A 21582-nucleotide genomic window follows, 5' to 3' on the forward strand; every position below is an offset into this window, starting at 1 on the left:
ATCAGCCTCGACATTGCGCACCTGGAAGAGTCGCAAGGCTGACCGGTTTGCTGAGGGCGAGCACTTTATCAGTCAGGAGGGCCAAACCCTCTGGACAGAAGCTGGCGTCTCCGTTTTGCGACAGATCCAGTCCCAGAACGCAACGCTTCCATTTAGTCGCTTGAATATATCTCTCATACTGGTCAAGCTTTTATCCATTGCATAGCTCAACCATATGGACATAAACAAGCGGGTGTTAAGGACAGGATAATCATTTTTAGGCAAAGAAGCCAAACGATTTTGGACAATCTTAGAGAATGAGTTGAGCACAGGTTATTAACAGGATTGATTTGACCGTAGCCCAAATCATAGCACGTTTTGGGCGCTTTTTTTATGTCGAATTGTTAAGATTCAACACTTGTGGGTTTTTGGGCCATAGTTCATCTATCTGAGAACCGCTATAAAAGGCCGGCTAACAAGATCCAATCAAGCGCAAATAAACTTCACAAAGCCAGAGGGTGCCGCATTCAGGGGCGTGCCATTGCCGGCGGAAAGATTGCCGGCGGGCGAGGGGGAGTGTGGCGCAATTGCTTCAAAGCGATCCTCTGGGAGGTATGTTTCTATTCTATCAATTTTGCCGCTTTTTGCACGCAAAGCATGCTGCCGGCACACTCCCTGAGCTCTAGGGTGCGTTACTGACAGTCCCCACTCCTACTTTTGAAAGGGAGCCTCTTGTTTTTGTAGCCGCCGCAACAGTTGGGTGCGTGAAGCGCTCGCGCTCCCCGCACAGAATTAGGGCGCGGCGCTGCCGGCTCTCGCACGCGATTGCTCAGCCCGATACTAGCGCCAGCCCCTGCTATCAGGGTGTGGTTATTTATATCATAGCATGAATTTTCCCGGCGCGGTTTTGGCGGGGGAAATCTCTGCCCTAAGGTTGGCGAGCCGGTCCTGTCATGCAGATAGTTTAGACCCCTTTGATTGGATTGCCGGTGCGATATTAGGGGCGTGGCAGGACGCGCACCTACATGGATCTCTCAAGTGTTTACTTCAAAAATAGAAGGGGATCGGGGTTTAATATTATGTCTTATGAATGGAGCCAAATCGCCTTTTCTCTTTCAACTCATCCGCACCGGCGCTTCAAGCCGCCCGCCTATCCTAACAGCCAGCAAAAGAAATCATTTTTGCACTCCCCACCTCTGGGGTGCTTTGAGCTTTCCGCACAGCCATGATTCCCTCCCCCCGGTCAATCAGTAGCGCTGAGACGCCACACATCAACACACACCGGAAACACACCAGCACCGGCTCACACACTCTGATTGCAGCCGCCCCCACCGCTCTTTGAGCCGGTGGGGTTTGCTTTCCCGAAACCTGTAGGCGGCAGCCCGTATTGCACTGCTTATCCTACCACAATTTTCTAACCCCTCATAAAACAGCACCCGCCACACCGGCACTTTCCATCCACCGCAATAAATGTCAGAGAATTTTAACCCCCGCACCCAACGGCAGAGTAATGTGGACAAAACCACCGCCCCCGCCCGGCACCAACCGGCAGCCGGCTCCTCGCGTGGGCCAACCGGCACTCCCCAGCAGAGCGAATTCTTTAATAAAACCTTAACTTTTTCTGAAGACTTTTGTGCGAACATGAAACTACCTGTCCAGATTCATCTATCCAGTTTGGCATGCCGCTCTGTCAGCATTTAATCACCGTGTAATACAACCTTACCTCACCTTGTAACGCCTGCAATACCAGCCAGAAAACAGAGCCGGTCTGTGTTAGCACGTAGAAAATTTCAAAAAAATGACAGCAGTCAGTAAATTCAACAATACCAAACGCCGTGAGTGGACTCACCTGTTCGCTCACTGGCGGGGCGATCTCGCCGGCGGAATCACCGCTGCAGTCGTAGCGCTGCCCCTAGCGCTGGCCTTTGCAGTGGCCAGCGGCGTCGAGCCAAAAGCCGGTCTGTACACGGCAATCGTCGCGGGAATCGTCGCCGCCATCTTCGGCGGCTCCCCCGTCCAGATTACGGGCCCCACCGGCGCAATGGCAGTTATCTTAGTAAGTATTGTAGCAAAATATGGCCTAGAAAAAGTTTGGCTTGCCGGCGTGATGGCCGGCATCATCCAGGTCGCCCTCGGCATAGCCAAACTCGGACGCTTGGTAAAATTTATCCCCTATCCCGTAACGGCAGGCTTTACCAATGGCATCGCCGTGATTATTTTTTGCGGCCAGCTGAACAACTTCTTTGGCCTGCAACTCCCCCGCAGCGAACATTTTATCCCTGGACTGTGGCAGACACTGACTCACTTGGAAGCAGCGAACTGGGCAGCCGTTGGGCTGGCGCTGGCGGCGATTGCCACACAGCTGATTTGGCCAAAGATTAACCGCACCATCCCCGGCTCCCTGGTGGGGCTGATTTTAGCCACAGCCCTCGCCACCGGCTTTCACCTGAGCGCTCCCACCATTGGAGCCATTCCCCAATCCCTGCCGGTGCCGCAAGGCATCCCTCACTGGAATGATTTCCGGCTGATTCGAGAGCTGGTAAATCCCGCCTTAGCCCTGGCAGCGCTGGGCAGCATAGAGTCCTTACTCTCGGCAGTCGTAGCAGACAGCTTGACCGTCAGCGAGAAGCACGACAGCGATCGCGAACTCATCGGTCAGGGCTTAGCCAATATCGTTGTGCCCTTCTTTGGCGGCATACCGGCAACCGGTGCGATCGCCCGCACCGCCGTCAATGTCCGCTCTGGCGGCAAAACCCGCCTCTCCGGCGCGATCAGCGGCGTGGCTCTCGCCATCATCGTCCTAGCCCTGGCACCCCTGGCCGGTCAAATCCCCCTCGCCGCCCTCGCCGGCATCCTAATGGTGACCAGCATGCGCATGATGGAATGGGAAGCCATCGGCTTAATGCTGCGCTCCACCTATTCCGACTTCGCCGTCATGCTCCTCACCTGGCTGGTCACCATCTGCTTTGACCTGGTTCTCGCCGTAGAAGTCGGCTTAATCGCCGCCGGCGCACTGTTTATCAAACGCATGAGCGAGCTGAGCATGGGGAAAATGCCAGAAACCGAAGTCTTCCCCCCAGGCGTCCCCTTAGAATTAGGCAAGCACATCGCAGTTTACCGCGTAGACGGACCCGTATTCTTCGGCGCGGCAGAGCGGTTCGCCACCTTGCTGCGGGACATGCCAGAAGTGAAAGCCCTAATTTTGCGGATGCGCTTCGTCCCCAACATGGATGTCACCGGCTTAGTGGCGCTCGAAGACATTTACCGCGAACTCAAACACCGCAATTGCCGGCTGATTCTCAGCGGCTTGCAGCCAGAAGTGCAGCAGCTTTTAGAGCGCAGCGGCTTGCTCGGCAAAATCGGCACAGAAAACTGTTTTGACACCACCGGTGCGGCGATTTGCTCCCTCACCCACCTGCTCGACGGAGCCAGCAGCCACACCGCCGCTGCAACTCCCCAGTCTGAAACCCGGACGGCTTAACCCCACCGGCGAAAACCCCAAATAGCAAACTTGACAAACCCGGTTTCTTGAAGAAACCGGGTTTTTGTGTGATGATATAGCCTCGTTCCCTAGCTCAGCCTCCGCCTGTCAATTTTCGCAACCTCACCAAAGGTAGTATTCTATGAAACACAGTTCTAATTGCCCCCCGAAATGCCCGATGTGTGCCGGGGTCAGCCGCCGGCATTTTCTGCGCTCCCTCTTGCCTGGTGCCCTCGCCCTTTCCGTCCTGTCAGCCGCCGAGCCGGCGAGAGCGGAACACACCGCCAAAGCCCTAGTTCTCAGCTGCATTGACTTTCGCTTCCTCGAAGCAGAGCGCTACTTGCTCGCCCTGAAAAATCTCAGCAATCAGTACGACTGGACAGCCCTTGCCGGCGCTTCCCTCGCCTTGAGCGGATTTCCCAACGGGGCTGACACCGATGCGTTTTGGGACCAGCTGGAGATATCCTACAAACTGAACCACATCAAAAAAGTCATCATCCTCGACCATCAAGACTGCGGAGCTTATGCGTTGAAAGTAGACCCGAATTTGACCCAGAATTTCGATCGAGAGCTGAAAGTCCACTCAGATTATTTGAATCTGGCTTACTGGTCGATTCGCGACCGCTATCGGGACCTGAATGTCGAGCTGTATTTTGTAACGCAGAATACGGAGTTAAAGGCAGTCGTGCCGGTGGCGCGAGGCTAAGGGAGGGATTTTTTTATGAACCGCCGCCGTGAAAAAGCGCCAAGGAAGATTAGGAGGAGAGGATGATGCGCCGATGCCGGTTTTGAGGAATGGCGCTCTTCTCTTGGCGTCCTTGGCGTCTGCCCTGCGGGAAGCCGCTATCGCGTCTATGGCGGTTCATTCCTTTTTTTTACGAACCGCCAAGACGCCAAGAGCGCCAAGGAAGATTAGGAGGAGAGGATGATGCGGCGGATACCGTCTTTGAGGACGGGAACGTTGAAATTAATGAGAAGGGCGAGGGAATGGTTAGTAATTTTTAGGAAGGAGCGAACTTGAGCTTCATGGATATGAGCTAAATTTTCTATCTCTTTAATTTCAATGACCAACCCACCCCCCACCAAAAAATTTAATCTACCTTCTCCAACCACAGAACCCCTGTATAGCAGTAGCCACTTAGATTAGGACATTAAACCTTCAGGGCAGGCGTTAGCGCAGCGGCGCGTTAGCGCTACGCCGTACCTACGTCTATATCCCAGCAGTAATATGGGTTAGAACAATAGGAGCGGGAGTGGGGGGGTGCAAAAGAGGCCAAAATGTACGAACCTAAGTGCATAATGCTATACCTCACCTCTACCGACTTCTGCGGCTCAAACGATATGCCCCGCTCCCGCAATTCTATCTCCAGCGACTTCTGATGCACCGACTCCACAAACCCTGGGCCCAACTCCCGGTGCACTTGAATCGCCGCCCCAATTACGGCATGGGCAAACCAGTCTAATTCCTCACTTGGCTCTCTTCTCTTGGCTTCCTTGGCGTCTGCACTGCGGGAAGCCGCTATCGCGTCTATGGCGGTTCATTCCCTCTCCCCCCCTATCCCTATGGCACAATCTTAATATAAACCCCAAGATCCTGACTGATGACTCCAACCCTCCCCCCCCAGTACGACCCATTCGCCACAGAAGCCAAATGGCAACAATACTGGGAAGAACACCAAACTTTCAAAGCTGACCCCGCTGCCGGCGGCACACCTTACTGCATCGTCATCCCGCCGCCCAACGTCACCGGCAGCCTGCACATGGGCCACGCCTTCAATAACGCCCTGATTGACACTCTCGTGCGCTACCACCGCATGCGCGGCGACAGCGCTCTTTACCTTCCCGGAACTGACCACGCCAGCATAGCAGTGCAGACGATTCTGGAAAAGCAGCTGAAGGCGGAAGGCAAAACCCGCTTTGACCTCGGGCGCGAGAAGTTCCTGGAACGCGCTTGGCAGTGGAAGGCACAGTCCGGCGGCACGATTGTTGGGCAGCTGCGCCGGCTGGGTGTGTCGGTGGACTGGACGCGGGAACGCTTTACGATGGATGAGGGTTTGTCGAAAGCGGTGCTGGAAGCTTTTGTGCGCCTCTACGACGAAGGGCTGATCTACCGGGGCAAGTATATGGTGAACTGGTGCCCGGCGTCGCAGTCGGCTGTCTCGGATTTGGAGGTGGACAGTCAGGAGGTGAGTGGCCACCTCTGGCACTTCCGCTACCCCCTCACGGATGGTTCGGGATTTCTGGAAGTGGCGACGACTCGTCCAGAAACGATGCTGGGCGATACCGCTGTGGCGGTGAACCCTAATGATGAGCGCTACAAGCATTGGGCCGGTAAAACACTTAAGTTGCCGATTATGGAGCGGGAGATTCCGGTAATTGCCGATGAGCTGGTTGACCCAGAATTCGGCACCGGCTGCGTGAAAGTAACGCCAGCACACGACCCAAATGACTTTGAGATGGGCCGCCGCCACGCGCTGCCGTTTATTAATATAATGAATAAAGACGGCAGTTTAAATGAAAATGCGGGGCCGTTCCAGGGTCAGGACCGGTTTGTGGCGCGCAAGAATGTGGTCCACCGGCTAGAGGAAGATGGCTTCCTGGTGAAGGTGGAGGATTACAAGCACACGGTCCCGTACAGCGATCGCGCTAAGGTGCCGGTGGAACCCCTGATCTCTACGCAGTGGTTTGTGAGCATTCGCCCTCTGGCTGACCGGGCTCTGGCTTGCCTGGACGAGAAGAACTCGCCGGCATTTGTGCCGGAACGCTGGACGAAGGTCTATCGCGACTGGCTGGTGAAAATTAAGGACTGGTGCGTCTCTCGCCAGCTGTGGTGGGGGCACCAAATTCCAGCTTGGTACGCCGTTAGCGAGACGGGTGGCGAGATAGCCGACGAGACGCCGTTTGTGGTGGCTCGCAGTGAGGCGGAAGCGCGGGAAAAAGCAATAGCACAATTTGGGGAAAATGTCAAGCTGGAGCAAGACCCAGATGTGCTGGACACTTGGTTTTCTTCCGGGCTGTGGCCTTTCTCGACGCTGGGCTGGCCGGAACAGACGCCGGATCTGGCTTGCTATTACCCGACGAGCACTCTGGTGACGGGATTCGACATCATCTTTTTCTGGGTGGCGAGAATGACGATGATGGCGGGCCAGTTTACGGGACAGATGCCGTTTAAGGATGTGTACATCCACGGGCTGGTGCTCGATGAGAATGGCAAGAAGATGTCTAAGTCGGCGGGGAATGGCATTGACCCGCTGCTGCTGATTGACAAGTACGGGACAGACGCCCTGCGCTACACGCTGATTAGGGAAGTGGCGGGTGCCGGTCAGGATATCCGTTTGGAGTATAATCGCGAGACGGATGAGTCGGCGACGGTGCAGGCGTCGCGCAATTTTACGAACAAGCTGTGGAACGCTTCCCGGTTTGTGATGATGAATCTGGAGGGGCAGACACCGGCGCAATTGGGGAACCCCCCTCACCCCCTAACCCCCTCTCCCACAAGGGGAGAGGGGGAACTGGAACTGTCTGACCGCTGGATTCTTTCGCGCTACCATCAGGTGGTGCGCTCTACCGGCAACTGTATCGAAAGTTATGGTTTGGGGGAAGCGGCGAAGGGACTCTATGAGTTTATTTGGGGCGATTTTTGCGACTGGTACATTGAGCTGGTGAAATCGCGGCTGCAAAAAGATGGGCCGGCACCGTCAAGGAGGGTGGCGCAGCAGGTGCTGGCGCAGGTGCTCGAAGGGATTCTCAAGTTGCTGCACCCGTTTATGCCGCACATTACTGAGGAAATTTGGCACACGCTGACGCAAGCCGGTGAGGGGCAAAGTCTGGCGCTGCAATCCTATCCTGTGGCGGATGCCGGTCTGATTGACACGGGGCTGGAGCAAGACTTTGAGCTGCTGATTGGGGCGATTCGGACTGTGCGCAATTTGCGGGCGGCGGCGGATATTAAACCTGGGGTGAGGGTGCCGGTGATTTTGCAAAGCGAGAGCCAGCGGGAGCGCCAAATCTTGACATCTGGGGAGTCTTATATTAAGGATTTGGCTAAGGTTGAGCAGCTGACGGTGACACCGGCGCTGGAAAGTGAGCTGAAATCTACGATGGCCGGTGTGGTGGGTACGGTGCAGGTGCTGATTCCCCTTGCCGGTGTGGTGGATGTGGGCGCTCTGCGGGCTAAGTTAGAAAAAAATTTGGCGAAGGTGGAAGCGGAAGCGAAATCCCATGCGGCTAAGCTGGGCAATCCCAATTTTGTGGCGCGAGCGAAGCCTGAAGTGGTTCGGGGAGCGCAGGAGGCTCTGGCTGAGGCACAGAAACAGGCGGAAATTCTCCGCGATCGGCTCGATCAACTCAGTTAGGAGTCTGTGGGGTGCGCCCTCTCTCTTCTCCCCCTCCCCGCTAGCGGGGAGGGGTTGGGGTGCCGGGTTGCCAGTGCCGGTGCCCAAGCGTGTGCGGCTGCGATAAATTTGCCACATTGGCAATTGTGGAGTGTGAGACGCTGTAAAATAGAAGTGAGAGCTAAAAACAAACCCTAGCCAGAGATTGAGGCAATGCTGTATCTAGCCCAGGTGCAAAAGAAAGGGTTCTTAGGGAAAGCCGGCTTGCGACTGCTGGCTCGCCAAAGAACTGAAGACACTTGGGCTGCGGTTGCCGGTGAAGAGGCTATCATCTCTGCGGAGATCCCCCAATCCCTGGGTGAGGGTGCGCTTGTTTTAGTGGAGTTTTCCTCGAACCGGGAGATTGTGAGGATGGGAGATGCCAGCGGCTGGGTTGTGGGGCTGGTGCGGGACTATCTCAGCAAGGGGATCGCACCGGCGTTCTTGCAGCAAGAAGCTGAGCGAGTTGAGCAGTGGCGGCAGTCGCTGACGCTGCAGAGCCAGGAGATCGCCCGCCGCACCCTGGAGCTGGAAGCGCGACGGGAGCAACTTCAACAGCTCGAAGAAGAGCTGAGGCGGGAAAAGAAGAAATTGGAATTGCTGGCGGCGCAGCTGCCGGTTAAAACTGACGCCGGACAATTGCGGGATGAACCCCACCCCCAACCGCCTCCCCGCGCATGGGGAGGGGGCTATTAAACAGGACTTAGGCAGCGACCTCAATTGTGTGGTGAGTTGCGCTAGCGCTGCTTGCCCATTGAAAGGAGGCAGAGCCTCCAAAGCGGCGTTCCCAGGCTCCGCCTGGGAACGAGAGGACAGCCAGAAACCCGGTTTCTTAAAGAAACCGGGTTTCTCTTAGAATTTCAGCGTTTTCCAAGCAGCCAGTAGGTGAGCATTTCTCCTTTGCCTTTGACCGCAATCCTGCCCCGTTTTTCAAACTCGAACTTGTCTTTTAAACGCTCGCAAGTAGCGGCGCTGACCTGAATTTTTCCAGGGAGTCCGCTCGACTCCATGCGGGAGGCGGTATTAACCGTATCGCCCCAGAGGTCGTAAATAAACTTGCTCATCCCAATCACGCCGGCGACGACAGGACCAATATGAATGCCAATGCGCAGTTGGAACTTGGCGGAGTTTTTCCCGTTGAAGCTAGCCAGAGCGGCTTGCATGTCCAGTGCCATTAAGGCAACTGCTGCCGCAGAATCCTGGCGGGGGACCGGCAAACCGCCGGCCACCATATAGGCATCGCCGATCGTTTTAATCTTTTCTAAGCTGTGTTTTTCTGCCAATTGGTCAAAAGCGGAAAAAATTTGGTTAAGAAATTTTACCAACTCGGCGGGAGCTTTGCTGGCGGAGAACTCGGTAAACCCCACCAAATCGGCAAACAGGACTGTGACTTCATCAAAGTGGTCAGCTATCGGACTTTCCCCCTCCTGCAGGCGTTCGGCAATCGGTTGCGGTAAAATGTTCAGGAGCAGTTCCTCTGTCTGTTTCTGCTGGTAGTTGAGGGCTTCCTGCATTAGCACGCGCTCGGTGATATTGGAAACGATGCCTTCGCAGTAGAGCAGTTTGCCGGTGGAATCTCTCACCCCACGGGCGGTTTCAGAAATCCAAATCGTGCTGCCGTCCTTGCGATAGATTTTTGATTCAAATCCCGACACAGCATCATTGGTTTCGATGGCGGCGAGAAATTCCAGGCGGCGGTTGGGGTCAACATACAGCTGCTTGGCGATGTTCTGTACGCTTTCCATTAATTCTTCCGGAGAAGCGTATCCATACATCTTTGCCAGTGCGGGATTGACGCTCAGATAGCCCCCGTCTGGAGTGGATTGAAAGATGCCGTCGATGGCATTTTCCACGATACTGTGATAGCGCTCTTCAGCAATTCGCAGCGCTTCTTCTGCCTCTTTACGGTCGCTGATGTCCCGCGCGACCAAAATAACTGAATCATCGCGGAAGGGAGAGAGTGCGGCGGCGAGCCAAACTTTCTTGTCGCCGATGTCTAGGCAGTAATCAAAATGGACAGTCTGCCGGCTTTCTAAAGCTTGGTGAATGCTACTCAACCACTCTTGGGAGGTTTCAACTTGAAAAAATTGATCGAGTGTAGGGCTGACCAAATCCCTGTCAGGGTGGTAGGATATCGCCATATTGGTGGGGAGAATCTCTAACTCGCCCAGCTGAAACCCTTGAATATTAATGGCGATTACGAGATCGGACATCGCTTCAAAAACCGCCCGCATTTTCTGCTCAGCAACCAGCAGCTTTTCCTCCAGAAGCTTGCGCTCAGCAATTTCAGCTTCAAATTGCTCGTTTTTCTGCTGGAGGAGTTCGGTTTGCTCCTGCAGTACCTTTTGCAGAGAGCGCTGGCTGAGTTGATTAGCGACTCGCGCCAGCACCTCTTCGATTTGAAACGGTTTGGTAATGTAGTCCGCCGCCCCAACTTGAAACGCTCTGGATTTATCCAGCCCTTCACTGAGGGCGCTCAGGAAAATGACGGGAATGTCACGAGTTTGTGGGTTAGCTTTGAGTTTTTGGCAGACCTCATAGCCATCGATATATGGCATTAGAATATCCAGAAGAATTAAATCGGGAGGTGCGGCAAAAGCTATTTCAAGGGATGAATTTCCATCCGTTACCGCTCGCACTTTGTAGCCATTTTCTCTCAATATATTGACTAACAAGCGCAAGTTAGCCGGCATATCGTCTACCACTAAAATATCTGCATTAAAAGGTTGGATTTCGAGATTCATTGGTTTCTCCTACAGGCTCCCGGCTGGAATGCACGAGAGCGGGCTGTTTACCAATTATAGTCCCGGAATTGGTTTTTGGGAACAGTGCCGCCGGCTGAGTTGAGGGGACAGAGGATGGGGTGCTCATGGGCTGCGATCCTGGCCCGCCGGCTCTGGGAAGGGGGGAGAGAACTGAATTCTAAGCCGGAGGGCAGAAATAAAGTAAGCATTAAGAAACCTGGTGTTTTAGAGCTGATAGCTCTCAGCCCCCACCGGCAGTGTCTTATTTGCCTACTTTCGCAATCAAATCCAGCATTTTATCGTACTCAAAATCCTCCTGACGCTCCTGAAGGAGTTGGGCGAGGTCAGGATAATCGCTGCGGATTTCGGCGATAAAGCTCTGCATTAGCTCCCAGTCGGCGCGGCGGATGGCTTCCTGCATGCCTGTCACCCACGAATTGGGGAGCGCCGGCAGCGCAGACAGGTCAAGCATTCCTCCGGCACCAAACAGCTTTGTCCGGGCGGGGGTGACATCTTCCCAGACAAAGCGCACGCCGAGATGCTGGGAAAGGGCGTCGAAGATGGTTTGCTCTCGGAAAGGTTTGGTGATGAAGTCATCGCAGCCGGCGGCAATTGCTTCTTCTCTCTGTTCCTGTGATATACTGGCAGTTACGGCAATAATAGTAACGGCTGTATCTGCAACTTGCGCTCCGGAATTTTGCGCCAATATTTTTTGCTCTCTGGCTCGAATCTCTCCGGTGGCTTGATAGCCATCGAGCACCGGCATTCGCAAATCCATCCAGATCAGGTGGGGCTGCCAGCGTGACCAAATTTCGACGGCTTCCATGCCGGTGCCGGCTGTTTGCAGCTCAAAGCCAAAGGGCGCGAGCAGTTTGAGAAACAGTTGGCAATTCACGTCGGAGTCGTCCGCAATCAGAAGCCGGTAGCGAGGCTGGTGGGGTGCGAGGGCAATGGCGCGGCGAACCGGCTGTCGCGTTTCGAGATCGCTAGCCTGAAGAACTTCAACACAGATGTCAAATTTAAACGTTGCCCCCCGTTCCACCTCGCTTTCTACAGCCATCTCACCGCCCATGAGCCGCACAAATTGCCGGCTGATGCTCAACCCCAAGCCGGTGCCCTGCTGGGAACTCTCACCGGCAGAGGTTTGCACAAAAGGTTGAAAGAGCTTGCCGATTTCGTCAGGGGCAATCCCCGCGCCGGTGTCGGTGACATCAAAGGTAAGTGGGCACTGAGAATTGGGCATTCGGGGATGTTGGATGTTGAATGTTGGATGTTGAATTTTGGGATTTTGGGATGGGGGATTCGGGATGGGGGACGGATTGTTTTGCCCGATGCCCGATGCGCTATTCCCCACTCTCACTCTCACCCACACGCTCCCAAATTGAGTAAACTTAATCGCGTTACTCAGGAGGTTAATCAGGACTTGGCGCAGCTTGACCTGATCGGTGCGGATGTGCTGGGGGACGCCGGCGCTGCGCTCAAAAATCAGCTGCAATCCCTTCTCGCTAGCTCGCAAACGGAACAAATTTTCCAGCTCGTCCAGCAGGGAATAGAGGTCGAAATTGCTGGGGGCGAGCGTCATGCGCCCCGCTTCAATCTTGGAGAGGTCGAGGATTTGGTTAATTAAAGTCAGCAGGTGTTCGCCACTGCTGTGAATAATTTGCAAATTTTCTTGCTGTTCGGCAGAGCAGTTAGGGCTGCGACTCATCAGTTGAGAGAACCCGAGAATCGCATTCAGGGGAGTCCGCAATTCGTGACTCATATTGGCCAGGAAGGTGCTTTTAGCGCGGTTGGCGGCTTCGGCTGCTTCTTTGGCTTTTTCCAGTTCGGCTTGAGCTTGTTTGCGGTCGGTAATCTCCACGACAACAGTTCCGACTCCCGCAGGGAGATTTTCTGCGCCCGGAATTGGGAAGTAGGAAACTAGCCAGTCACGCTTAACCCCTGGCTGGCTGGGAACTTCTCCGCTGACTTCTAAATTCAGCACCGGCTCACCGGCACTCATCACTTGCCGGTAGAGAGGTTCCAGGGTGGGAGCGAGGTTGGGTAAGACTTCCCGAATGGTTTTGCCAATGTGTTCCCCCACCGGCAAGCCGTTAATCTCTGCTAGGCGCTCATTGATTTGCACATACCGCAGCTGGCGGTCCACAACACACAGCCCCACCGGCGCAGAGGCAAAAAAAGCGTTCAGCCGAGCTTCTCGCAGTACCAGTTGTTGCTGGAGGGCTTTGCGCTCGGTAATATCCATAACCGTGCCAAACAGCTGGACAATCTCCCCGAACTCATTCAAAACAGGCTCCCCTCTCGCTTCGATGTGGCGGATTGCCCCATCTTGGCGGATAATTCGTATATTTGCCTCAAACGGCTGTCCGGCACGGGCTTTCTCCTGGATGAGTTGCAAAAAGATTTCCCGCTCGTCTGGATGAATGTATTTGATTGATTCACCAGGTTGAAAGGCGGGCAAGCTGGGGTCAAGACCGTGAATGCGGTATAGTTCTTCAGTCCAAGTGGTTTTTCGTGTGGCGACTTCCCACTCCCAACTGCCAATATGGGCGACTCTCTGGGCTTCCCGCAGTTTGGCTTCGGTTTGCTTGCGTTCGGCAATTTCTCGCTCTAACCGGGCGTTTATGCTGACTAACTCAGCAGTCCTTTCGGCGACTCGGGCTTCTAGGGTGCGATAGGACTCAGCTAGCATCTCCTGGGCGTGCTTGCGCTCGCTAATGTCATAAAAGACATTGAGGCTGTAGAGAATTTTTCCGCCCTCATCAAACACCGGAATCGAGCGCACTTCCAGGGGAAGAATTGTTTCGTTGCAGTGAATCTCAAGATCGTCAGCGGTGACGGTTTCCCCTTTTAAGGAGCGCAAGGCGGGCAGGTATTCGCTGGGATACAGCTCGCCGGTGCCGGCACGGCAGATGTGATAGACTTCTGCAAATTCTTCCGGTGTGGCTTCCGGTACGAGTCCCTCACCCAGGAGCTGTTTGCCAGCCTGATTAATATAGACGAATTCCCCATCAGGGTCAATAATCGACAGCCCAACCGGCATAGCTTCCAGGAATTGAGAGAGCCTCCGCTCACTTTCAGAGCGCGCCGCATTCAGTGCCGCCATTTCCGCAAAGGAGGTTTGCAGCTGTTTTGCCATGCTGTTGAAAGACTGCGCCAGTTCTCCAACCTCATCGGCGCGTTCAATTTCTAACTGCTGCTGCAAGTTCCCGTCAGCGATATCTTTAGCAGCAACATTTAAGACATGAATCGGCTGCGTTATCCAGCGAGCGGTAAGAATCCCGCATCCTGTGGCCACTAGCAGCGTCACCAAGCACAGCGCAGCCGTGATGCGAGTGTTGCTCTCGATCCGTTCCATGAAGTCAGACTCTGGCACAACGACGACAATCAGCCAGTCCAGACCGAATTTGTCCTGGTAAGGGGTGACTCGTACAAAAGTCCGCCGGTTTCCGAGGGTCAGGTCAAGCTGTTGCGGCGTTTTAATATCCTGGAAAGTGCCAAAATGCGCGCGCAGTTGCTTGGCAGTGGCTTGAATGGTAAAATCGCTGCTGTCGGAAGCGCTCAGCCGGTGGGCTACGCCCTTAACCAGCGCGTAGGAAGGCTTGTCGCTGGAACTCGCCACCAGCAGTCCAGAGCGTTCTGTGAGAAATACCACTCCCGACTTACCAACCCTTAATTTTCGCAGGAACTCCCCGATATGAGAGACACTGAGGTCAATGCCCAAGACACCGAGAAGTTTATGGCGCTCGCTGTATAGGGGATAGCTGGCAGAAATCGCTAATTCCTCTGGAATATCCGCCCAGTTGTACAGGGGGCTCCAGATGGGTTTGCCGGCGGCGACAGCACTGCTGTACCAAGCGGCGGCATTGGGATTTTGATTTTCGTAAATTTCCCTGAGATAGGCGCGATTCCCCCGGCTATCTGGAGCGTAGGAATAAAGTTTCTTGAGGCTGGGCTTTGACAGCTTGGCAATTTCTACGGCTCCACCGACATACCCAACCCCAATAAATTCACCCTCTTGATTTCCATAGTTGATATAAGTGAAGTCATAAAGTTGCAGCTGCCGCCAGAAGTATTTCCCCATGCTTTTAAAGTTCTTCAAGTCTAGAATGCCTGTATCAATGGCCTCCCAGTTTAGGCGGTTAACCTTTTGAGCGGTGCTTAAATAATTGTCTAAGTGCTGGTGAGTGCGCTCGCTGACTTCCGCCATCAACTGGTTCGCCAAGTCCGCCACCGCTTTCTGCCCGTTTTTAAAAGAAAGATACCCCACTAACCCCACCGCACCGGCGATTTGCAAGACAAAGGGAACAATCAGGACAGTGCGCAGGGGAAGTTTCCCAGACACTTTGGCCATCAGGCGATTGAGAGGGTTGAAAGACATAGGAGGACTTAAAGTTTTTTTGTAAACCGAATTGGGACGCCACCGCACCCAAAGCGTAAAGCTGTAGCCGGTGGCACCCGCCGAGAACACTATACTAACACCCTGACACGCACCCTCGCGAGCTAAACAGCTCACCGGCTGGCGGGATAGAGGTTTCCGCCGGACAGTGCGCCGCCCCATCTGAATCCCACTCCTGATTATAGAGGATTTCTGTTTCTGCTTCAGTCAAAATAGCAACTTGCCGGTGCCGGTTGAGCTTTCCAGCCCTAACCTTTAATTTTTTTAAATTTTTTTAGTGTCGCGGCTCGCCCTCTGCTGATATCTCACACCCCCTCAAGCCCGCGCCGCCTGGATTTGCAAATTGTTCGCAGTCCGCAGCGCGCTCACACCGCTGGCAATAGGAGGCGATCCCCTCACTACGAAGGATGAATATTTCTTAATTTTTGTAAAAATGCTTGCAATTGCCGGCTGCTTCATGTAGACTAAAGTTGTGCTTTCCGTAGGTAAACACCCCCGCACTTAAGGCTGGCATAAACCCTATGTTTTGAGGAGATTTCATGCAATCGATACAGAGATTGCACCGGCTTGTCGTGGGAAGCGCACATCCATGCCAATGGCGTGTACAGTAAGGAATGGTATTGTATTGCGCCACCGGCAAGGATGTGACAGATGGAACAGTTAATCAAAGGACTGCATGAATTCCAAACGAACTATTTTAGCACGCACCGAGAGCTGTTCGCCAGGCTCTCTCACGGACAGCATCCCAGAGTCCTGTTCATCACCTGCTCCGACTCCCGGATTAACCCGCACCTGATCACGCAGACGGAGCCGGGCGAACTCTTTATCATGCGGAATGTGGGCAATATCATCCCCCCCTATGGCGCTACGAATGGGAGTGAAGCCGCAGCCATTGAATACGCTATCCAAGCGTTGGGTATCGAAAATATTATCCTCTGTGGCCACTCCCACTGTGGGGCGATTAAAGGGCTGTTGCAGCTGAACAAACTGGCGGATCGGATGCCCTTAGTGTGCGACTGGCTAAAGCATGCCGAGGCAACCCGCCAGGTTATTAAGGAGAACTACAAACAGCTCGAAGGCGAGTCACTGGTCAACGTCGCGATTCAGGAAAACGTCCTGACCCAGATAGAAAACCTGCGCACCTACCCCGCTATTCGCGCCAAACTCCGCGCCGGCAAAATCCACATTCACGCCTGGATTTATCAAATTGAAACCGGCAAAGTCTTTGCCTACAGCCCCAGCGACGGGCAGTTTGTGATCCTGGAGTCACAATTTATCGCATCTTTAGATTGCGGGCACGCCGATTTGGCGGCAGAGTGCGCGCCGCAATATTTAGACGCGCCGCAAGCCGGCGAACTATTGCACAACTAGCAGGAGTAGGGTGGGTTCCCTCCTTTGAGGGAACTGCCCCAATAGCAAGCCATGTTATTATTGTAAGTGAGAGCCTCTCCGTCAGGGATAAAATTAAGAGAATGCTGGCAATGAACTCGGTCGAACTCTTTGCGGGATCTGGGGGCTTAGCCCTAGGGATAGCTCATGCAGGCTTCTGTCATAAAGCGGTGATTGAGCTGGATAAAAATGCCTGCGAGACAATTCGCGAGAATCAGCGGCGCGGCATAAAATTCGTCGCCGGCTGGCCTGTTTTCCAGGCGGATGTGACTGAATTCGATTTTACAGCAATCAGCGGTGGGGTTGACCTGCTCGCCGGCGGACCCCCGTGCCAGCCTTTCTCTCTGGGAGGCAAACACCAAGGGTGCCTCGACGAGCGAGACATGTTCCCCCACTTCTTCCGCGCCGTGCGAGAGTTACAGCCGCTGGCGATTCTTATCGAGAATGTCAGCGGTTTATTGCGCCCTGCGTTCAGCAAATATTTCCAGTCTATTATCCTGCAACTTACTTACCCAGAGATTGTGCCAAAGCTGGGTGAGGGCTGGGCAAACCACCTGTCGCGGTTAGAACTGAAAGCAGGAGTGCACGGTATCCCCGGAGGGGAAAATATGCTAGCCTCTCATACCGGTCAGGTGCGTTATTTCACGGTTCGCGAAGCGGCCAGGCTGCAAACTTTTCCGGACGAATACTTCTTCCCTCACTGCCCGACAGAAACCATGCGACAGTTGGGAAACGCTGTTCCGGTCGCCTTGGCGGAGATTATTGCCTCTAGTATCAGGGCGCGGATCGAGACATTTCGGGCGATTGGGGTGTAGCCACCGGCTCGCTGTCTGGTAGAATCTACCCTATGCTGGAAATATTTAGAATCCCGTCCGATTTAGAAGAAAGCCTTATCGCTTTCTGTGGGAGACAGCAGTGTTATAGCAGTGCGCAGTCAGTTTAGGACACGCTTGATACGAATTCTAGGCGTAGGGCAGGCGTTCGCCGGGCCTCAATATTTCTGGGACAGGCGAGACGCCTGTCCTACGTCCTAACCTAAGTGCCTACTGCTATAATTGCGAGCCGGCGCATTAGGATTGCGAGCCGGCGCATTAGCATTGCGAGCCGGCACATTCGTCATGCGAGCCGGCACATTCGTCATGCGAGCCGGCGCATTAGCATTGCGAGCCGGCGCATTAGCATTGCGAGCCGGCACATTAGCATTGCGAGCCGGCGCATTAGCATTGCGAGCCGGCACATTAGCATTGCGAGCCGGCGCATTCGTAATGCGAGCCGGCACATTAGCATTGCGAGCCGGCGCACTGGCATATTTCGTTCCCAGCCGGTGTCTGGGAACGAAATAGATTTATTTCCTCACCTTCAGCGCCGAGTTGGAAACCGGCGCACCGGCACTGCGATTGGCAGGCAGAGCCAGCGGCTGAGACTGATTGCCAGCACTGATCTCGCTCGGCTCTTCGCGCAGCAGCACTTCGCGAATAAATCTCGCCAGCGCTCGCTGCGCCAGACGGCTGGCAATTTGCTGGCCCATGCGCTGAGTTTCTGGCTTCAACACCAGATCGGGAAGTAGCGACGCCACCTTCGCCGGGTCAAACCCTTGGGTTTCTTGGAGAATCCCCCAAATCCGTTGGATGTGCTGCAACTTTTGCTCGTCGGCGGCGGGAATCGGCGGCTGATTCACCCGCAACCCAAACCACTCGCTCAAAACCGCCGTAGCATTTTGCAAACCCTGGCGCGAGAACACATCCACACTCTTGACAATCTCGTCAACCAGGTAATCGCGAATGAAATCGCCCCGTTCCGAGAACAAAAATTCCAGCGCCTGATTCAGCGCCTGACTGAGATCGTAGTCATCGCTATTTTTAGCATTTTTCAGCAAATTTTCCAGCCGGTTCCAGCGGAACTGGCCATCTTTGAACAGCAAATCCCGCAGGGAAGACCGCAACTCGGGTGCCGAGTCAGTTAAAAGCCGCTTTGCCACATAGGGATACGCCTTGCTGAGAACCTTAAACTCGGGATCGACATTAATCGCAATCCCCTCCAGCGTCACCAGAGAGCGGATAATCAGGGCATAGTACGCCGGCACCCGGAAAGGATACTCGTACATCACCTGCGAAAGTTCGTCAGTAATGCTCTTAAAGTTGAGTTCCGCGACGCTGGCACCCAGAGCGTTATTAAACACATTCGCCAGAGCGGGAATAATCGGCGTCAGGTCGGTATCTGGCGTCAAAAACTCCAGCTTCACATAGTCCTTCGCCAGACCGTCAAAATCGCGGTTGACCAAGTGAACCACCGCTTCAATCAAGCCGTAGCGCTGGTAGGGTTTGACTTGGCTCATCATGCCAAAATCCAGATAGGCTAACTTGCCATCCGGCTTAGCCAAAAGGTTGCCCGGGTGGGGGTCAGCGTGGAAAAATCCGTGCTCTAGCAGCTGGCGCAGGGAGCACTGCACGCCGACTTCAATTAAGTGAGTTGCGTCAATGCCTTGAGCAGTCAGCGCCTCCATATTCGTCAGCTTGGTGCCGTCAATCCACTCCATTGTCAGCACCCGCCGGCGCGTGTATTCCCAGTAGATGTGGGGGACGTAAATATCCTTGAGATGGCCGTAGAGCTGGGCGAACCGCTCGGCATTGTGAGCCTCCTGGGTGTAGTCCATCTCTTCAAAGATGCGAGTGGCAAACTCATCCATGATGCCGACCAGATCGCTGCGAATCTTTTTGATGTTTTTTTGCGCCCAGGCGGCTAGGTTGCGCAGAATGTAGACATCGAGGGTGATGCTGTCGGCTAAACCCGGTCGCTGCACCTTGACGGCGACAGTTTCGCCAGTTTTCAGCTTGCCTTTGTAGACCTGGCCCAGAGAGGCGGCAGCCACCGGCGCTTCTGTCAGTTCGGCATAGATTTCTTCAGGGACATCGCCGAGTTCTTCCTCGATAAACTGGTACGCGACTTCATTGGGAAATGGCGGCAGCTGGTCTTGCAATTTGCCCAGTTCTTCTAGATAAACCGGCGGTACGAGGTCGGGACGGGTGGAGAGCGCCTGCCCAACTTTGATGAAGGCGGGACCGAGGCTGGTGAGAATTTCCCGCAGCCGCGCCGCTCGCCGCCGCTGATTTTCTTTGAGGCGACCGAATTTGTCATCCCACCACAGGCTGAAGCGAAAAGAGACAAATAGCCCTACAATGCTCATCAGTCGCCCCCACACCTGTAGCGGGCGCTGGCGATAGTATTGGGCGATCGCCACGGGATCGTAGCGCAGGGCTTCTATTTCAGAGGCGGGGACAGGCGCAGCTGATTTTAGGGGTGCCGGTGCGGCCAGATTCGGCTCGACCGTTACTGCCGGTGCCGGTGCGGCGTTCCTGAGTGCTGCGGGCAGACTCGGGCGCTGTAGAGTCTCTGAATTGAGCTGGGCCGGTGGGGGCGATACCGTCTTTACAGTCATGGAGGGACGACCGAGTAGGGGTTACTATGTGAAGTATTGTAACAGCTCTTTGCTGGAGGGGGTGTGGGTTGGTGTCCCCCAGAGGTTCGGTAAACTCACACTTTGGCGTCCCACATCCCACGAATTAAACGGTAGGGGCAATCCCCCCGCAGAGTTCCCGCGCACTTCCGAGGGGACTGCTTGCTCCCGGAGGGGCAGTCTCCGTGGGTGGCTTGCCCCTACAGCCATTACTATCGGACAATTGCCCAATGTTCCTGGTTTCTGGAGCCTGCTGCATCCAACGGAAAACCGCTATATACCGTTTCTCATCCTCTGTGAGATCCTGAGAAACCCGGTTTCTTTAAGAACCCGGGTTTCTGGGCGTAACGTTCATCCAACTGAGAACCGCTATATCACTCGTCAAAATGTTCCGAGGAGTTCAGAGACACTGACGGATCGGACAGGGATTTTTTTACAGCGTGTGTTTTATAACCGGGCAAATTCACCAGGAGCATTTCTCGGTGCTGAATGGCACTCATCGCTACCTGCCAAGGAAAAGTAAACGTTTGATAGGATTCCGGCGAGATCTTGTCCCGATCCAAATCCTCAAGGACTTGCCGGAAGATTTCAAACAGCTGGAGCCGCGCATTCTCCAGCTCTTCTAAGTCTTCAGTGCGGCGCACCCGCTCCGTTAGCGTGACAATTTGCAGGTTGTACCTGTCGGCTCTGTTTTTTTGCTTTTCGCCCAGACGGGAGCGCCAATCCCAGAGCCAAGACCCAAACAGCATCACTACCGACATCACCAGGGCAATGAAATCCGCATTTGCCACTACATAATCCGGTTTTTCTCGGTCGTAGTAAGCTTGCGCCCCTGGATGGAGTGGCAAGCCAAGACCATTGTCAGTTTCAGGGTGAGAAATATTTGCAAACAGCTGATTTTTAGCCGCTAAATCGTAGCGGCGCTCAAACAAAACGCTGGTAATTTCGCGGATGAGATCCGGACTGACATCCTCGGTTGTCAGGAGCGCCGACTGCACGCCAACCGTTGGCAAATCTCTGTCTGGGATAGGAGGGTCCCCCCTGTAAGCTCCCTTAGGGATAATCGTCTCTTCCAGATAGGGGCGCGAAATCTTCATAGCAGCTGCTTGGTCAACCGGCACCAGCTGCGCCCGAGTCGTTTGCAGCAGCTCTCGTGTCAGACTGTTTCCCAGCGCCAAACTGCGAAAAATAGCATCCACTTCGCCTTTGCGCAAGGCTTGATTCGCTTCCGCCGAAGAGAGTTCCACCAGCGTAAAGTCGCTCGGCTTCAACCCGTAATGCTCCATTAGCATCTCAAAAGAGTGATAAGAGCCGGTCCCTTTGACTGGCACTCCAATCCGTTTCCCTTTGATATCGGACACCGTTTTAATGCCAGAATTTTCCGCCGCAATTAGGTGAAACAGCTCCGAGTACAGCAAGGCGACTATCCGGGCGGATGGCTGGGTTGGCGTATCATTTTGCGCCATGGCCAGATCGACCTTTTCCTGCTGCAAAAGCTGCATATTTTCCAGCGAACCGCTGGTTTCCACCACTTTGATTTGAATGTCCGGCTGATATTTGGCGGCGGCTTCAGCCAGTGTCTGAGCGAAGCCGTAATAATCGCCCCCCTTCTTTCCTGTCGCAATGGTCAGCTGGTGCACCTGGTTCTTGTCGCTCACCACTTTCCAGACAATCCCCCCGACCGTCACGAGGCTTAACAGCGCAATCGGAATAAATACTCTGCGAGACATTCCCTTTCTCCTGACCTCACCCTATTTTAAGAT

At 54.3% G+C, this 21582-nt stretch carries 16 protein-coding genes and 1 pseudogene; 7 read left to right on the forward strand and 10 right to left on the reverse strand.

The window, feature by feature from the left end:
• Positions 1-205, forward strand: a 205-nt coding sequence (locus OSC10802_RS54050) for a hypothetical protein (protein WP_369797136.1), incomplete at its 5' end; no start/stop codon positions are given.
• Here OSC10802_RS54050 and OSC10802_RS54055 read toward each other — a convergent pair.
• The 3 genes and pseudogenes from OSC10802_RS54055 to OSC10802_RS48890 all read right to left on the reverse strand — a co-directional run.
• A pseudogene (locus tag OSC10802_RS54055) lies at positions 151-309 on the reverse strand (IS4 family transposase); the annotation flags it as partial. The gene OSC10802_RS54050 and the pseudogene OSC10802_RS54055 overlap by 55 nt on opposite strands.
• 156 nt (positions 310-465) lie before the next feature.
• A complete protein-coding gene (locus OSC10802_RS0105145) occupies positions 466-633 on the reverse strand; it encodes a hypothetical protein (protein ID WP_155967393.1) in 168 nt (55 codons plus the stop codon).
• A gap of 617 nt (positions 634-1250) precedes the next feature.
• Positions 1251-1622 carry a hypothetical protein gene (locus OSC10802_RS48890; protein WP_155967394.1) on the reverse strand — a complete coding sequence of 124 codons (372 nt, stop codon included), beginning with the start codon at positions 1620-1622 and terminating at the stop codon, positions 1251-1253.
• Positions 1623-1777: 155 nt separating this feature from the next.
• On the opposite strand from OSC10802_RS48890, the gene OSC10802_RS0105160 reads away from it, so the two are divergent.
• Complete coding sequence (locus OSC10802_RS0105160) at positions 1778-3460, forward strand: SulP family inorganic anion transporter (RefSeq protein ID WP_017715717.1); 1683 nt, start codon at positions 1778-1780, stop codon at positions 3458-3460.
• A gap of 142 nt (positions 3461-3602) precedes the next feature.
• On the forward strand, positions 3603-4166 hold the full coding sequence (locus tag OSC10802_RS0105165) for a carbonic anhydrase (protein ID WP_026098183.1): 564 nt from the start codon (positions 3603-3605) through the stop codon (positions 4164-4166).
• Between the two features lie 206 nt (positions 4167-4372).
• Here OSC10802_RS0105165 and OSC10802_RS38760 read toward each other — a convergent pair whose 3' ends face one another.
• Positions 4373-4573 carry a GxxExxY protein gene (locus OSC10802_RS38760; protein WP_232731626.1) on the reverse strand — a complete coding sequence of 67 codons (201 nt, stop codon included), beginning with the start codon at positions 4571-4573 and terminating at the stop codon, positions 4373-4375.
• A gap of 80 nt (positions 4574-4653) precedes the next feature.
• Positions 4654-4992: a GxxExxY protein gene (locus OSC10802_RS54060; RefSeq protein ID WP_445727650.1), complete on the reverse strand. Its 339-nt coding sequence runs from the start codon at positions 4990-4992 to the stop codon at positions 4654-4656.
• Positions 4993-5061: 69 nt separating this feature from the next.
• Between OSC10802_RS54060 and OSC10802_RS0105175 the strand changes: the two genes are divergently transcribed.
• Both OSC10802_RS0105175 and OSC10802_RS0105180 read left to right on the forward strand, forming a co-directional pair.
• Positions 5062-7815 (forward strand): valine--tRNA ligase, encoded by a 2754-nt coding sequence (locus tag OSC10802_RS0105175; RefSeq protein ID WP_017715720.1) that lies wholly within the window; start codon positions 5062-5064, stop codon positions 7813-7815.
• Positions 7816-8007: 192 nt separating this feature from the next.
• The gene (locus OSC10802_RS0105180) at positions 8008-8529 is read left to right on the forward strand and encodes an HmpF-related protein (protein WP_017715721.1); all 522 of its coding nucleotides are present in this window, start codon (positions 8008-8010) and stop codon (positions 8527-8529) included.
• 164 nt (positions 8530-8693) lie between these two features.
• Here the strand turns inward: OSC10802_RS0105180 and OSC10802_RS0105185 are convergent, their stop codons facing one another.
• Both OSC10802_RS0105185 and OSC10802_RS38765 read right to left on the reverse strand, forming a co-directional pair.
• Positions 8694-10577 carry an adenylate/guanylate cyclase domain-containing protein gene (locus tag OSC10802_RS0105185; protein WP_017715722.1) on the reverse strand — a complete coding sequence of 628 codons (1884 nt, stop codon included), beginning with the start codon at positions 10575-10577 and terminating at the stop codon, positions 8694-8696.
• Between the two features lie 262 nt (positions 10578-10839).
• Entirely contained in the window at positions 10840-15138 is a 4299-nt protein-coding gene (locus OSC10802_RS38765; RefSeq protein WP_017715724.1) for a PAS domain-containing protein, read from the reverse strand.
• Between the two features lie 489 nt (positions 15139-15627).
• On the opposite strand from OSC10802_RS38765, the gene OSC10802_RS0105205 reads away from it, so the two are divergent.
• The gene (locus tag OSC10802_RS0105205; RefSeq protein ID WP_017715726.1) at positions 15628-16347 is read left to right on the forward strand and encodes a carbonic anhydrase; all 720 of its coding nucleotides are present in this window, start codon (positions 15628-15630) and stop codon (positions 16345-16347) included.
• Between the two features lie 101 nt (positions 16348-16448).
• Positions 16449-17180: a DNA cytosine methyltransferase gene (locus OSC10802_RS0105210; RefSeq protein ID WP_017715727.1), complete on the forward strand. Its 732-nt coding sequence runs from the start codon at positions 16449-16451 to the stop codon at positions 17178-17180.
• 215 nt (positions 17181-17395) lie between these two features.
• On the opposite strand, the gene OSC10802_RS52605 is transcribed toward OSC10802_RS0105210, so the two are convergent.
• The 3 genes from OSC10802_RS52605 to OSC10802_RS0105225 all read right to left on the reverse strand — a co-directional run bounded on the left by OSC10802_RS52605 (position 17396) and on the right by OSC10802_RS0105225 (position 21549).
• On the reverse strand, positions 17396-17644 hold the full coding sequence (locus OSC10802_RS52605; protein WP_017715728.1) for a hypothetical protein: 249 nt from the start codon (positions 17642-17644) through the stop codon (positions 17396-17398).
• A 66-nt stretch (positions 17645-17710) separates the two neighbouring features.
• Complete coding sequence (locus OSC10802_RS0105220) at positions 17711-19801, reverse strand: ABC1 kinase family protein (RefSeq protein ID WP_017715729.1); 2091 nt, start codon at positions 19799-19801, stop codon at positions 17711-17713.
• 392 nt (positions 19802-20193) lie between these two features.
• Positions 20194-21549: a TAXI family TRAP transporter solute-binding subunit gene (locus tag OSC10802_RS0105225; RefSeq protein WP_017715730.1), complete on the reverse strand. Its 1356-nt coding sequence runs from the start codon at positions 21547-21549 to the stop codon at positions 20194-20196.
• Positions 21550-21582: the final 33 nt, after the last annotated feature.

It is taken from the genome of Kamptonema formosum PCC 10802 (assembly GCF_000332335.1).
GTDB lineage: Bacteria > Cyanobacteriota > Cyanobacteriia > Cyanobacteriales > Oscillatoriaceae > Oscillatoria.

Bases quoted from the DNA above. Each gene is read 5' to 3' on its own strand.
- OSC10802_RS0105180 (WP_017715721.1), top strand. From the start codon at position 8,008: ATGCTGTATCTAGCCCAGGTGCAAAAGAAAGGGTTCTTAGGGAAAGCC.
- OSC10802_RS0105210 (WP_017715727.1), top strand. From the start codon at position 16,449: ATGCTGGCAATGAACTCGGTCGAACTCTTTGCGGGATCTGGGGGCTTA.
- OSC10802_RS0105225 (WP_017715730.1), bottom strand. From the start codon at position 21,549: ATGTCTCGCAGAGTATTTATTCCGATTGCGCTGTTAAGCCTCGTGACG.
- OSC10802_RS38765 (WP_017715724.1), bottom strand. From the start codon at position 15,138: ATGGGGCGGCGCACTGTCCGGCGGAAACCTCTATCCCGCCAGCCGGTG.
- OSC10802_RS0105185 (WP_017715722.1), bottom strand. From the start codon at position 10,577: ATGAATCTCGAAATCCAACCTTTTAATGCAGATATTTTAGTGGTAGAC.
- OSC10802_RS48890 (WP_155967394.1), bottom strand. From the start codon at position 1,622: ATGTTCGCACAAAAGTCTTCAGAAAAAGTTAAGGTTTTATTAAAGAAT.
- OSC10802_RS0105160 (WP_017715717.1), top strand. From the start codon at position 1,778: ATGACAGCAGTCAGTAAATTCAACAATACCAAACGCCGTGAGTGGACT.
- OSC10802_RS0105165 (WP_026098183.1), top strand. From the start codon at position 3,603: ATGAAACACAGTTCTAATTGCCCCCCGAAATGCCCGATGTGTGCCGGG.
- OSC10802_RS0105205 (WP_017715726.1), top strand. From the start codon at position 15,628: ATGGAACAGTTAATCAAAGGACTGCATGAATTCCAAACGAACTATTTT.
- OSC10802_RS0105220 (WP_017715729.1), bottom strand. From the start codon at position 19,801: ATGACTGTAAAGACGGTATCGCCCCCACCGGCCCAGCTCAATTCAGAG.
- OSC10802_RS0105175 (WP_017715720.1), top strand. From the start codon at position 5,062: ATGACTCCAACCCTCCCCCCCCAGTACGACCCATTCGCCACAGAAGCC.